The following is a 12893-nucleotide window of genomic DNA, read 5'->3' on the forward strand; positions in this document are numbered from 1 at the left end:
GAGCGCAGATGTCCGACAGCGCGGCAGCGCCGGCGAAGAAGATCGAATTCGAGGATCCGCATCTCGGCGCGGCGGCGGACTTGCAGGAAGCCGAGGTCACGCGCGTCCGCACACTGCAGGGCACGTGGCGCTGGGTGCTGATGGTCGCCACGGCGGCCACCATCCTGCTGTGCGTCAACCAGCAGTTCTCGCTGCGGTTCTTCATCGACCACACGCAGCTCAACACCGAATATTTCTACCTGCTGATCGCGCTGATGCTGCCGTTCACCTTCCTGATCTTCCCGGGATCGGAGACGGCGCCGCTCGACCGCATCCCCTGGTATGACCTGCTGCTGTTCGCGCTGACCTTCGGCTCGGCGATCTGGCTGATGCTGAACATCCGCAAAGCTGCGCAATTCGGCTGGGAGTTCGACGGCGCACCGGCCAACGTCGTCGCCGCCGGACTCGTGATGTGGTTCGTGCTGATGGAGGCGCTACGGCGCACCGGCGGCTGGAGCCTGTTGCTCAGCGTATTGCCCTTCACCTTCTATCCGATGTTTGCGGATTCCACCTGGCTCGGTCCGTTCCGCGGCACGCAATCGACGCTGCAGCAGACCACGTCCTATCACATGCTCTCGGGTGAAAGCCTGCTCGGAATCCCGATCCAGGCCTTTGCCGACACCGTGATCGGCTTCCTCGTGTTCGGCACCGCGCTGATGATGACGGGCGCCGGGAAGTTCTTCATCAACATCGCGTTCGCGATGTGCGGCACGTTCCGCGGCGGCGCGGCGAAGGTCTGCGTGTTCGCCTCCGGCCTGCTCGGCACAGTCGGCGGCAGCATCGTCTCCAACGTGCTCACCGCCGGCACGATGACGATCCCCGCCATGAAGAAGACCGGCTTCACGCCGTCCTATTCCGGCGCGATCGAGGCCTGCGCGTCGACCGGCGCCGTGCTGGCACCGCCGGTGTTGGGTGCCACCGCCTTCGTCATGGCGCAGTTCATGAACACGAGCTATGCCGACGTGGCACTCGCCGCGACGATTCCCTCCGTACTTTATTATGTCGGCCTGTTCGCGCAGGTCGACGCCTATGCCGCCCGCCACAAGCTGAAGGGCCTTCCGCGCACCGAGCTGCCGCGCTTCTGGGACGCCTTCAAGGACGGCTGGTATTATCTGTTCGTGATCGTCGTGCTCGTGGTGATGCTGCTCTACTTCAAGCGCGAGAGCCACGCGCCGTTCTATGCCTCCGTGCTGCTGGTGATCCTGCACCAATGGTCGGGGCCGGCGCCCTGGAAGCTCGGCAACACGCTCGTGCTCGCGGGCTCGATCGTGGCGACAGCAGCGATGTTCTGGTTCGGTGTGCTCAATGCCGCGCTGTGGGGCATGTGCCTGTTGGCGGTACTGAACGAGTTCTTTCCCGGCAAGAACTGGGGCGGCGCACGCTGGCTGCAATTCCTGGAGCTGAACGGCAAGACCTTCGTTGAGCTGATCGCGATCCTCGCCGGCTGCGGCCTCCTGATCGGCGCGTTCTCGCTCACCGGCGTGATCTCGAGCCTCGCCAATGATCTCCTCAGCATCGCGGGCGGCGATGCCTTCCTGCTGCTCATCATGTGCGCCGTGACCAGCCTGATCCTCGGGCTCGGGCTGACCACGACGTCCTGCTACATCTTCCTCGCCATCCTGGTGGCGCCGGCGCTGGAGAAGCTCGGGCTCAACAAGATGGCGGTGCATATGTTCATCTTCTACTGGGGCATGCTGTCCTCGATCACGCCGCCGGTCGCGATCGCCTCGTTTGCGGCCGCCGGGATCGCCGGCGCGCCCGCGATGAAGACCGGGTGGGAAAGCATGTGGGTCGGCAGCATCATCTACTTCATCCCGTTCTTCTTCGTGCTCAATCCGGCGCTGCTGCTCCAGGGCAATGATCCCTATCTGGAGGCGTTCGGGCTCACCGGGCTCGCCTGCTTCGGCATCGTCTTCATCTGCGGCGGCATCCAGGGCTACCAGGCCTTCGTCGGCGATCTCCGCGGCGCCGGCATGCTGGAGTGGCCGCTCCGCGTGCTGCTGGTGATCGGCGGCTTCGTGGTCGCAACCCCCGGCGGTGGGATCATGCCACTGTCGCAGATGCAGATCACGCTGTTGGGGCTCGCCATCCTGGCGCCGACGGTTCTGCTCGCCCTAGTGCTGGTCCGGCGGCAGCCTGCGGTGCCGGACGGGTTGCGCGTACCCTGATTGCGTTGCACAAAGAGAGGCGATGAAACCGCTATCGCCTCCCGCCTCCGCCTGGACCCGCTCGAAACCGCCCTTGCTGCGGTTTCTGGACAATTGTCTCAGCGAATTCTCCGCCGAAACCTCCGGCGCGGTCGCCGACTACATCCCCGAGCTCGGCAAGGCCGACCCTGCCTATTTCGGCATCAGCCTCGCGACGCTGGACGGCCACGTCTACGAAGTGGGCGACAGCCGGGTGCCCTTCACCATCCAGTCGATGTCAAAGCCGTTCGTGTTCGCGCTGGCGCTGGATCTGCTCGGGGCGGCGCGGGTCGAAAGCACGATCGGCGTCGAGCCGTCGGGCGATCCCTTCAACTCGATCCGGCTCAATGCCGAGAACCACCCGTTCAACCCGATGGTCAATGCCGGCGCGATCGCCTGCACCGGACTGATTCACGAGAGCAAGGGCGACGACGCCTTCGAGCAGATCCGCCTCGCGCTCGGACGTTTCGCCGGGCGCGATCTCGACGTCGACGAGGCCGTCTATACCTCCGAAAGCCAGACCGGCGACCGCAACCGCGCCATTGCCTATCTCCTGCGCACCAATGCCGTGATCAAGGACAATGTCGCCGCTGTGCTCGACGTCTATTTCCGGCAATGCGCGGTGCTGGTGACGGCGCGCGACATCGCGGTGATGGCGGCAACGCTCGCCAACCGCGGCGTCAATCCGGTCACCGGCGAGCAGGTGGTGACGCCATACGCGATCGCGCGGACGCTGTCGGTCATGACGTCGTCCGGCATGTACGACTATGCCGGCGAGTGGATCTACCGGATCGGCATCCCCGCCAAGAGCGGCGTCGGCGGCGGCATCCTCGCAGCCCTGCCCGCCCGCCTCGGGCTCGGCAGCTATTCGCCGCGGCTTGACAAGCACGGCAACAGCGTGCGCGGCATCAAGGTCTGCGAGGCGCTGTCCTCGCATTACGACCTGCACATGCTCAACCGCAGCGACGACGCCCGCAACGCCGTCATCGCCGACTACGACATCGGCAAGAGCCCGTCGCGGCGCGTGCGCCGTCCGCAGGAGCGCGAGATCCTGGCTGCCCATGAGCAGGAGGTGCGGGTCATCGAGCTGGTTGGCACGCTGTCGCTATCCGCAGTCGACTACGTGTCTCGGCGGCTGGCGGGGCGGCCGCGGCCGCAAATCGTGGTGTTCGACCTGCACCGCGTCACCTCCACGACGCGTGCCGGCGCGCGGCTGATTGCGGAGGCTTTTGAGGAACTGGCGGCGCTGAATGTCACGGTGGTCCTGTCCGGGTCAAGCGCGCCTCCCGGGAATGGAACAGCCTGCGCGAATGGACCGCCGAGCTGAAGAACGTTCGCGACTTCTACCTGCTCGACACCGCGATCGAATGGGCGGAAGACCAGATCGTCTATCGCTACGGAGGCTCGATCGACTTCCACGAGACCACCGAGCTTGCCGAGCAGCCCCTGCTCGCCGGCCTCGGCGAGGAGGAGCTGACGGATCTGGCCTCACTCTGCACCATCAGGACCTATCAATCCGGCGCGAAGATCCTGACCACCGGCGATCCGGCCGATGCCCTGTTCTTCCTGCGCAGCGGCGCCGTCCACGTCACGCTGCCCGACGGCGTGCGGCTGGCAACGCTGACCGCCGGCATGGCCTTCGGCGAGATGGCGCTCCTGGAGCAGACCCGCTCCGCCGACGTGTTCGCCGACATGGCCGCGACCGCGTTCGAGGTGCCATTGAAGGATTTCGAACGTTTCCGCAAGCAGCACCCGCGCGCCGGCGAGCGTATCATGCGCAATTTGGCGCAGCTCCTCGCCGATCGCCTGATCGTGGCCAACGCCAAGGTCGACATCCTGACGTCGATGTGAGGCCCTCCGGGATCTTCAGGCGCCTGTTTGTCTGCCGTCACCCATCGGCCTCGTCCTGCGGAGCGCGCTCTTGCGCGCGTCTCGAAGGACGGCCAGAGGCGAGATCCCGCCCGCGGCCATCCTTCGAGACGCCCGCTTCCAGCGGGCCCTCAGGATGAGGTCCATCAGATTGACCGCACGAAGGGATCGTCTAGCGGCTCGCGGCCTCGCTGAGCCGCCGGTTGATCCTGGCTGCGCTTTTCTTGAGCAGTTCGGACGGCGTCTGGCCGGTCGCCGCGCACAGGCAGGCCCAGTAGTAGATGACATCGCCGAGTTCATCGACGAGACCCGCCTGATCGAGCCAACCGTCGCGGAGGAGCTTCTTGATGTGGTCGGCGACTTCGCCGGACTCGCCGGCGAGGCCAAGACCGAGATAGGACAACCGCTCGTTCGACGGGTGCTCTTCGACTTTCGCAATGGTTGCGGCCCAGGCCGCATATTCATCGATCGTCATCGGCATCCCTCGCCGCTGCTGTCGGATCAGCCCACCACTTCGGTCACGGGCTGCAGATCGATCTCGAAGGTCTCGAGGAATTTCGAGGTCATGATGTAGAAGCCGACCGAGAGCTGCAGCTCGACCAGCGCGGCCGGCGTGAGCTTTGAGGCGATCGCCTTGAACGTCGCATCCGTCGGCTTGTTCAGCTTGACGATCTCGTCGGTGAAGGCGAGCGCGGCGCGCTGCGTCTCGTCGAAACAGCTCGCGGCCTGCCAGTTCACCAGCGCTTCGTTCTGCTCGTCGGTGACGCCGACATTCTTGCCGATGCGCTTGTGTGCGACGATCTCGTACGGCGCCTCGCACAGAATTCCGGTGCGCGTGATCGCGAGCTCGCGCACGATCGGATCGAGCTCGCCCTTGTGGCGGATGGCGCCGCCGAGCCGGCAGTACTGTTCAAAATAGCTCGGCGAATGCGCCATCATGCGGAAGATGTTGGCGTGGCGGTTCTTGTCGAGGATCTCGCGGGTGCGGTCGGATGCCTTGGACGGATCGCTGTAGTCGATGCGGGCCATGATTTTCCTGAGGATTTTGGCCGAAGAGTTTCCTTGAGGATTTTCCTCGGACTTTCGATGCTTTTTGTCGTTGTCGGCGAAAATTCCCGGAAACTGTATTCGCACGCCGACGCAGGAGCAACATTATCGAGTCAAATTGCCGCCGCATTGCTGATCGACCTTGGCACAGTCGATATTCGCCGCGTGGGGACAAATCGCGGCGAATACTCGAAGTGGGGTGTTCCGAGTAAAAATAATTGGCCATCGATTGCGCAGCGCGCGCAACGATGAGTCACGCCCAAGTCTAGGGAGAAAAAGGCATGAGGGAAGCCACCAGGAGGGCGGCCTCGGGAGCGCTCGCGCATATGCTGGCGGTGACGGCGATGCTCGTCATCGCCAGCATATTGTTCTACGGGCGTTAGCGTTAGTATGAGTGTTTTCGTCATTCCGGGGTGGCTCTCGCACAAGCCAGGCCCAGAATCCCGTTCCAGGTTCGGTCCTTCTGGACCGCCCCCGAATGACGAATCCTACTACGCCTTCTTGGTGAAGAACGGCACGAGCTTGCCGGCAAAGGACTTGAAGCTCGCATCGACCTCATCGCCGATGGCAAGACCGGCCTCGCCGTGCGCCATCATGCGAAAACCCTCGGCGCAATCGACCAGCAGGATGTTGTAGGGCACGTGCGCGCGCGTCTCGGGCGTGGCGGCGCGGCAGACCAGCGAGGTCGCATAGACCCTGCCCTTGCCGCTTGCGTGCTGCTGGCGCGGATTGGCAGCTCCGCAAGCCGCGCAGAAGGCGCGGTGAAAATATTGCACATGGCCGCATGAGCCGCAGGTCTGGTACGTGATGGCCTCTTCGCCCCTGGTCCAGTCGCCAATTCGCTCGTTGCTGCTCATCGCACCTGCTCCAGGAACATGCTGACATGCGAGGACAGCACGCCGCCATCACCGTGCAGCAGCGCAATTGAGGCGTCGCGCACCTGGCGATTCGCCGCCCGCCCCGTCATCTGCAGATGCGTCTCGACCAGATGCGCCATGGCGCCGCCGACGCCACAATGGCCGTAGCTGAGAAGGCCACCATGGGTGTTGAGCGGCATTGCCCCGTCGCGGCCGAAATGCCCGGCGCGCACCCGCGCCGCCGCCTCGCCGCGACCCGCAAGCCCGAGGTCTTCCAGCAGCATCGCGAGCGTGATGGTAAAACTGTCGTAGACGGCAGCGTAGCGCACGTCCGAGATCGCAAGGCCCGTCGCCTCCTTGGCGCGCGCGATGGAGATCTCGGCGCCAAGCTCGCTCAGGGCAGGTGCCGCCGTGACATGCTGATGCGTGTGAGCCTGGGCGCAGCCGCGAATGCGCACCCCGGCCGCGCCCGTCCGCTCGCGGCTGACGACGAACGCCGCGCCGCCATCGGACACCGGACAGCAGTCGAGCAGCTTCAGCGGCATCGCCACCGGCTTCGAGGCCATGACGTCGGCGACCGTGATCGGCTCGTGAAATTGCGCACCGGGATGCGTGCAGGCATGCTCGCGCATCAGCACCGCGAACTCGGCAAGGTCTTCTTCGCTCACGCCGTATTCGTGCATGTAGCGTGAGGCGACGAGGCCGTAATAGGCGGGGATGGTCGGCCCCAGCGGCACCTCGTAGTCGGGATGACCGACCTGAGCCAGCGCCTGGATCGAGGCATCGCGGCTCTGTCCTGTAAGACGGTTCTCGCCGGCCACCACGAGCACATGCCGCACCACGCCGGCCTCGACGAGATGATGCGCGAGCATCGTCATCGCCAGCCCCGTGGCGCCGCCGACCTGCACAGCATGAGCATAAGAAGGACGAATGCCGAAGTGCTCGGCGAACACGGTCGCCAGCATGATGTGCGGTGAGACGGTCGAATAGCCGCAGAGAATGCCGTCGATCTCGGCGCGCTTGAGCCCGGCATCGTCGATCGCGAGCTGGGCAGCCCTGCTCATCAGGTCGAGCGAGGACGAGCCTTCGTGCTTGCCGTAGGGTGTGAGGCCGACGCCGGTGATGAAGCTCATGGGATCAACCTCCCTGTCGTCATTCCGGGGCGCGACGACGTCGCGAGCCCGGAATCCATCGTTCAGCATGTTCAGGAGATAAATGGATTCCGGGCTCGCGCCCCAAATGGGCGCGCCCCGGAATGACGAATGAGAGAGCCTTTGCCATCGCTTGCCCCTACTCCGGGAAAGAACGTGTAACACCATCGCTGACCATGGCCGCAATCTCGTCTGCGGCGTACCCGATCTCTCGCAAGATCTCCGCGCCGTGCTCGTTGAGCCGTGGCGCGAGTCGAACCGGCTCGGCCTCGGTCTCCGACCAGCTCGCGGTGACCTTCATGCTGCGGATCGGGCCTTCGGTCGGATGCTCGACGACGGGGAAAAAGCCGGTCGCCTCCAGGTGCTCATCGTGCAGGATCGACGCGAGGTCGTGCATCGGCATCACCGGCACGTCGGCTTTGGTGAGCAGCTCGATCCATTCGCCCGTGGTGCGCGTCTCGAAGATGCGCGCGAGCTCGGCGTAGACGACGTCGATACTGGCGGCGCGGCCGGCGAAGGTGGCAAACTTCGGATCGGCGCGCAGGTCATCGCGCTCCGTGGCCTTGAAGAAGTTCTCCCACTGCTTGTCGTTGTAGACGATGACGCTGAGATAGCCGTCTGACGTCTTGTAAGGTCTGCGGTCGCGCGAGAGGTGGCGGGCATAGCCGCCCTTGTCGAGCGGCGGCTCGTAGGTCAGCCCGCCCATGTGATCACCCATGACGAAGCCCGCCATGGTTTCGAACATCGGGATGTCGACGCGCTGGCCGCGCCCGGTACGGTCGCGATGCACGAGGCTGGCGCAGATCGCGCCGACGGCGGTTAAGCCCACGATGCGGTCGACCAGCGCATTGGGCACGTAGCGCGGCACGCCGTCGCCGGTCTGCGCCATCAGCGCCGGCAGCGCGGTGGCACCTTGAATCAAATCGTCATAGGCGGGCTTGGCCGCATAGGGCCCGTCCTGGCCGAAGCCGAACACGCCGGCATAGACCAGGCGCGGATTGATCTCGGAGACGACGTCATAACCAAGTTGCAGCCGCGCCATGGCCTGCGGGCGGACGTTGTAGACGAGGACGTCTGCCCCCCTCAGCAGCCGCAGCACGGCCTCCCGGCCGGCGGGCTTCTTGAGGTCGAGGCAGATCGAGCGCTTGCTGCGATTGGTGTTGAGGAACACCGGCCCCATGCCGGCATGCCGCATCGGGCCGATCAGACGGGTGACGTCACCCTCGAGCGATTCCACCTTGATGACATCGGCACCGTAGTCGCCGAGCATCTGGGTCGCATAGGGCCCCATCAGCACGGTCGTCATGTCGATGACCTTGATGCCCGCTAAAGGCCCCATCGTTCACTCCCGATTGCGCGGGCTCAGCTATCGGCCCGCGATTTCGGTCCAGCTAACGGCAGCGGCGCGGCGCGAGCAAGGGCGGAGAACGTATGCCCGCATGCACCGCGCGGCGGCAGAGGCGCTATTTCTTCTGGCGGGATTCGCGGATCTTCAGCAGCCGCTCGAGTTCTTCGTTCTGCTGGTTGATGCGATCGGCGATGCGTGCCTCGCTCTGCTCGCCGGAAGCGGCGGCGGCCTGCTCGATGAGCTGCCTGATATTGCCTTCGAGGATCGCAATGCGATCGTTGATTTCGTCGAGTGAAAGTGACGTGTCATTGCTCATGATGCGAATCCTGTAAAATCAATCAAGAGCAGTAGGGTGGGCAAAGCGCAGCGTACCCACCATGACTTAACGCAAAGATAAAGGTGGGCACGGCGCATTGCGCCTTTGCCCACCCTACGAAAGCTTACTTCAACGGCTCCAGCACGGAAACGTAGTTGGCGACGGCGGCGCCGCCCATGTTGAAGATGCCGCCGAGCTTGGCGTTCTTGAGCTGCATGCCCTCGGGGGCCTGGCCCGCAAGCTGCATCGCGGTCATCACGTGCATCGAGACGCCGGTGGCACCGATCGGATGGCCCTTGGCCTTCAGGCCGCCGGACGGATTGACCGGCAGCTTTCCGTCCTTGAGCGTCCAGCCTTCCTTGATGGCGCGGGCACCCTGCCCCTTCGGCGTCAGACCCATCGCTTCGTACTCGATCAGCTCGGCGACCGTGAAGCAGTCATGGGTCTCGACGAAGGACAAGTCGGAGAGCGAGATTCCGGCCTTCTCCAGCGCGCGCTGCCAGGCAACCGTGCAGCCCTCGAACTGGAGGATGTCGCGCTTCGACATCGGCAGGAAATCCTGGGCATGCGCGGTGGCGCGGAAGCCGATCGACTTGCCCATGCCCTTGGCTATCTCGGCGTCGGCCAGCACCAGCGCCGCGGCGCCGTCCGAGACGAGCGAGCAGTCGGTGCGCTTCAGGGGTCCCGCGACAAACGGGTTCTTCTCACTCTCGGCGCGGCAGAACTCGAAGCCGAAATCCTTGCGCATCTGGGCGAAGGGATTGGCGACGCCGTTCTTGTGGTTCTTGGCCGCGATCAGCGCCAGCGCATCGGACTGATCGCCGTATTTCTGGAAATAGCCGCTGGCGATCTTGCCGAACACGCCGGCGAAGCCGCCGACGGTGTCGCCATCCTCGGGCAGATAGGACGCCTTCAACAGGTTCTTGCCGATCTCCGGCCCCGGCGTGCGCGTCATCTGCTCGACGCCGACGACCAGCACGATCTTGGCAGCCCCTGCGGCGATCGCGCGCAGTCCCTGGTGCACTGCGGCGGAGCCGGTCGCGCAGGCGTTCTCCACGCGGGTCGCCGGCTTGAAGCGCAGATGCGGGTCGGCCTGGAGCACCAGCGAGGCGGTAAAATCCTGCGGCGAGAAGCCGGCGTTGAAATGGCCGAGCACGATCTCGTCGACGTCGGAGGCGGCAATGCCGGCGTCCGCCAGCGCCTCATTGGCGACGCGGGTGACGAGGCTTTCGACGGTCTCGGTGTCGAACTTGCCGAACGGCGTATGCGCCCATCCGACGATGCTGGCGGTCATGGTCAATCTCCCTAGGTCTTACCTGACCTAAGTCTTAGCCCATCGATCGCAAGACTTCACGCGGCTTTCAGGGCCTCCAGGGTGCGCTGGCAGATGGCAGTTATGCCGGCCCAGTTCCCGGCCCTGATCTCCGCCGTCGGGCACAGCCAGGACCCGCCGACCGCCACCACATTGGGCTCGGCAAGCCAGGTCGCGGCATTGGCCTCCCCGACGCCGCCGGTGGGACAGAACCGCACGTTCGGGAACGGACCGCCGAGCGCCCGCAGGCCCTTGATGCCGCCGGCCTGCTCGGCCGGGAAGAACTTTGCGAGGTCGAAGCCCGCCGCCAGGGCCATCATCAGCTCGGACGCGGTCGCGATGCCCGGCGCGAACGGCAAGGCGCTGTCGGCTGCGGCCTTCAGCAGATCGGGGGTCAGGCCCGGGCTGATGCCGAACTTGACGCCCAGCTTCTCGACGCGGGCGAAGTCGGCCGGATTGAGGATGGTTCCGATGCCGACGATCGCCTCGGGCACCTCTGACATCATCGCCCTCGCTGCCTCGATCGCAACGGGGGTGCGCAGGGTCACCTCCAGCGTGCGGACGCCCCCGGCGACCAGCGCACGCGCCAGCGGCACGGCATCCTGGATACGCTCGATGGTGAGGACGGGGATGACAGTCGCGGCCTTGAACAGCGCGACGAGTTGGTTCTGTTGGGCAGTCGTGGTCATCGCGTGAATCTTGGCTTTCGTTTCACTTGGTCGCTTATCACTTGGTCGCTTGGCGTGAGGTCGCCGGCCGGTGCCGTTTCTTCGGCGGCATGGCATAGCCCGGAATGATGGCGCCGGGATAGCAGATCACGAGGCTCGCGAGACGGTGACCGGCCTGGGCAGCCTCGACCGGATCGGAACCGGCGAGCCGGGCCGCGATATAGGCCGCGGCAAAGCTGTCGCCGGCCGCGGTGGTGTCGACCACCGGCTTGGTCATCGGCTCGGCACGGATCTCGCTCGTCCCGCCGGGAAAGCGCAGCAGGCTGACGGGCTCGGCGAGCCGGAACACAAGTTCTGGCGCCGGAATGCGCGCCATCAGCTGGTCATGGCTCTCGCCGGGATAGAGCGCGAGCAAATCCTCGGTCGAGGTCAGTACGATATCGGCTGTCGCAAACGCCGCATCGAAGACCTCGCGAGCGACGTCGCGATCCGGCCAGCCGCGCGCGCGGAAATTGGTGTCGAACACGAAGCGGGTGCCGAGCAGCCGCGCGCGCTTGATCGCCGCGAACAGGCGCTCGCGCCCGGCCGGATCGTAGATCGAGAGCGTGATCGCCGAGAGATAGATGATGTCGTAGCTCATCAACGAGTTGAGGATCTCCTCCGTCTCCGGAATATCCATCAGCCGGCGCGCCGCCGCGCTGTCGCGCCAGTGGAAGAACTGGCGCTCGCCCTTGGCATCTAGCTGGATCATGTAGAGGCCCGGCAGCTTGCCCGGCAGTCGCACGACGCGCCTGGTGCCGACGCCCTCCGCGGCCCAGGCCGCGACCATTTCCTCGCTCAAGGCGTCATCGCCGAGCGCGGTGAAATAGTCGACCTTGACCTCGAGCCGCGCCAGATAGACCGCCGTGTTGAGGGTGTCGCCGCCGAAGCCGCGCGAATAGAGGCCGCCGCCCTGCCCGCTGGATTGTCCGGCAGACTGTCCACCTTGGGCCTGCCTGAGCTCGACCATGCACTCGCCGATGCAAGCAACGCTCGCCATCTGTCGACCCACACTGTTCACCGGTTTACGTCAGGCGACGAAGTTGCCGCCAAGCTCGTCTTCGATGTGAATGCGGATGATATCGTCGAAGCTCTGCTCGGCGGTGGTGAAGCCTAGCTCGCGCGAGCGCTTCGCATCGAAATTGCGCGGCCAGCCGCCGACGATGCCGACGATGAAGGGATCCGGCTCGCGCTTGATGCGCGCGGCGACTTTCTCGCCAGCGACGCGCTTCAGGGCGGCAATTTGCTCGCCGACGGTTGCGGACAGGCCGGGCATGGTGAGGTTGCGGCGCGGACCGACAGCGGCGAGATCCATCGTGCCGGCATGGAGCAGGAAGCCCACGGCAGAGCGCGGCGTGGCGTGCCAGTGGCGGACGTCCTCCGAGACCGGCAGGATCGCCTCCTTGCCGGCAAGCGGCTCGCGCAGGATGTTGGAGAAGAAGCCGGATGCCGCCTTGTTGGGCAGGCCGGGCCGGATGCAGATGGTCGGCAGGCGGATGCCGATGCCGTCGAGGAAGCCGCGGCGCGAATAGTCGGCGAGCAGCAGTTCGCCGATCGCCTTCTGGGTGCCGTAGCTGAGCAACGGCGTGTGGAAGAACTCGTCGCCGATCGCGTCCGGGAACGGCGCGCCGAACACCGCGATCGAGGACGTGAACACCACGCGCGGCTTGTAGCCGCCGCCCGCAAGGCGGATGGCGTCGAGCAGCATCCGCGTGCCGTCGAGATTGATGCGGTAGCCTTTGTCGAAATCGAGCTCGGCTTCGCCGGAGACGATGGCGGCGAGATGGAAGATCACGTCCGGACGGCCCGCGATCAGCTTCTCGGCCGCGCCCGGCACGGCGAAGTCACCCGACACGGTCTCGACGGGAAAGCCGGCGTTTTCCGGCTTCTTCGGCTCGACCACGTCATGCATGGTCAATTTTGTGATGTCGCTCTTGCCGAGGCGGCCGTCGCGCAGCAGCCGTTCACAGAGTTTGCGGCCGACCATGCCGGCAGCGCCGAGAACCAGAATGTGCAAGAGCCTACTCCTTCTTATTGGTTAGAGAACGCGTCGCGCTTGGT

12 protein-coding genes and 1 pseudogene are annotated in these 12893 nt (G+C 65.2%); 3 read left to right on the top strand and 10 right to left on the bottom strand.

The window, feature by feature from the left end; all coding sequences use genetic code 11:
- The first annotated feature begins 8 nt into the window (after positions 1-8).
- Together K289_RS0111075 and glsA are read left to right on the top strand one after the other, a co-directional pair.
- Positions 9-2207, top strand: coding sequence for a TRAP transporter permease (locus K289_RS0111075; protein WP_027551573.1), 2199 nt, complete (start codon positions 9-11; stop codon positions 2205-2207).
- A gap of 22 nt (positions 2208-2229) precedes the next feature.
- A pseudogene (glsA, locus tag K289_RS44205) lies at positions 2230-4076 on the top strand (glutaminase A).
- 190 nt (positions 4077-4266) lie between these two features.
- Here glsA and K289_RS0111085 read toward each other — a convergent pair.
- Together K289_RS0111085 and K289_RS0111090 are read right to left on the bottom strand one after the other, a co-directional pair.
- Positions 4267-4569: a nucleoside triphosphate pyrophosphohydrolase family protein gene (locus tag K289_RS0111085; protein ID WP_027551574.1), complete on the bottom strand. Its 303-nt coding sequence runs from the start codon at positions 4567-4569 to the stop codon at positions 4267-4269.
- 26 nt (positions 4570-4595) lie between these two features.
- Entirely contained in the window at positions 4596-5123 is a 528-nt protein-coding gene (locus tag K289_RS0111090) for a carboxymuconolactone decarboxylase family protein (protein WP_027551575.1), read from the bottom strand.
- A 33-nt stretch (positions 5124-5156) separates the two neighbouring features.
- Between K289_RS0111090 and K289_RS50345 the strand changes: the two genes are divergently transcribed.
- Positions 5157-5393, top strand: coding sequence for a hypothetical protein (locus tag K289_RS50345; RefSeq protein WP_145927836.1), 237 nt, complete (start codon positions 5157-5159; stop codon positions 5391-5393).
- A 239-nt stretch (positions 5394-5632) separates the two neighbouring features.
- Here the strand turns inward: K289_RS50345 and K289_RS0111100 are convergent, their stop codons facing one another.
- The 8 genes from K289_RS0111100 to denD form a co-directional block, all read right to left on the bottom strand.
- A complete protein-coding gene (locus tag K289_RS0111100; protein WP_027551576.1) occupies positions 5633-5998 on the bottom strand; it encodes a Zn-ribbon domain-containing OB-fold protein in 366 nt (121 codons plus the stop codon).
- Positions 5995-7131, bottom strand: coding sequence for a thiolase family protein (locus K289_RS0111105; protein ID WP_027551577.1), 1137 nt, complete (start codon positions 7129-7131; stop codon positions 5995-5997). Before K289_RS0111105 ends, K289_RS0111100 begins: the two co-directional genes overlap by 4 nt.
- Before the next feature lie 157 nt (positions 7132-7288).
- Positions 7289-8488, bottom strand: a complete 1200-nt coding sequence (locus K289_RS0111110; RefSeq protein ID WP_027551578.1) for a CaiB/BaiF CoA-transferase family protein — start codon at positions 8486-8488, stop codon at positions 7289-7291.
- Positions 8489-8612: 124 nt separating this feature from the next.
- Positions 8613-8813 (bottom strand): hypothetical protein, encoded by a 201-nt coding sequence (locus tag K289_RS0111115; protein WP_027551579.1) that lies wholly within the window; start codon positions 8811-8813, stop codon positions 8613-8615.
- Between the two features lie 124 nt (positions 8814-8937).
- Positions 8938-10107, bottom strand: coding sequence for an acetyl-CoA acetyltransferase (locus K289_RS0111120; protein WP_027551580.1), 1170 nt, complete (start codon positions 10105-10107; stop codon positions 8938-8940).
- A gap of 56 nt (positions 10108-10163) precedes the next feature.
- The gene (gene eda / locus K289_RS0111125; protein WP_027551581.1) at positions 10164-10814 is read right to left on the bottom strand and encodes a bifunctional 4-hydroxy-2-oxoglutarate aldolase/2-dehydro-3-deoxy-phosphogluconate aldolase; all 651 of its coding nucleotides are present in this window, start codon (positions 10812-10814) and stop codon (positions 10164-10166) included.
- A gap of 37 nt (positions 10815-10851) precedes the next feature.
- Entirely contained in the window at positions 10852-11832 is a 981-nt protein-coding gene (locus K289_RS0111130) for a sugar kinase (RefSeq protein ID WP_027551582.1), read from the bottom strand.
- Between the two features lie 30 nt (positions 11833-11862).
- Positions 11863-12849, bottom strand: a complete 987-nt coding sequence (gene denD / locus K289_RS0111135) for a D-erythronate dehydrogenase (RefSeq protein WP_027551583.1) — start codon at positions 12847-12849, stop codon at positions 11863-11865.
- Positions 12850-12893: the final 44 nt, after the last annotated feature.

Source organism: Bradyrhizobium sp. Cp5.3 (assembly GCF_000426265.1).
GTDB lineage: Bacteria > Pseudomonadota > Alphaproteobacteria > Rhizobiales > Xanthobacteraceae > Bradyrhizobium > Bradyrhizobium neotropicale.

Coding starts and splice junctions, on each gene's coding strand:
- K289_RS0111085 (WP_027551574.1), bottom strand. CDS start 4,569: ATGACGATCGATGAATATGCGGCCTGGGCCGCAACCATTGCGAAAGTC.
- eda (WP_027551581.1), bottom strand. CDS start 10,814: ATGACCACGACTGCCCAACAGAACCAACTCGTCGCGCTGTTCAAGGCC.
- K289_RS0111110 (WP_027551578.1), bottom strand. CDS start 8,488: ATGGGGCCTTTAGCGGGCATCAAGGTCATCGACATGACGACCGTGCTG.
- K289_RS0111100 (WP_027551576.1), bottom strand. CDS start 5,998: ATGAGCAGCAACGAGCGAATTGGCGACTGGACCAGGGGCGAAGAGGCC.
- K289_RS0111090 (WP_027551575.1), bottom strand. CDS start 5,123: ATGGCCCGCATCGACTACAGCGATCCGTCCAAGGCATCCGACCGCACC.
- K289_RS0111120 (WP_027551580.1), bottom strand. CDS start 10,107: ATGACCGCCAGCATCGTCGGATGGGCGCATACGCCGTTCGGCAAGTTC.
- K289_RS0111105 (WP_027551577.1), bottom strand. CDS start 7,131: ATGAGCTTCATCACCGGCGTCGGCCTCACACCCTACGGCAAGCACGAA.
- K289_RS0111075 (WP_027551573.1), top strand. CDS start 9: ATGTCCGACAGCGCGGCAGCGCCGGCGAAGAAGATCGAATTCGAGGAT.
- K289_RS0111130 (WP_027551582.1), bottom strand. CDS start 11,832: ATGGCGAGCGTTGCTTGCATCGGCGAGTGCATGGTCGAGCTCAGGCAG.
- K289_RS0111115 (WP_027551579.1), bottom strand. CDS start 8,813: ATGAGCAATGACACGTCACTTTCACTCGACGAAATCAACGATCGCATT.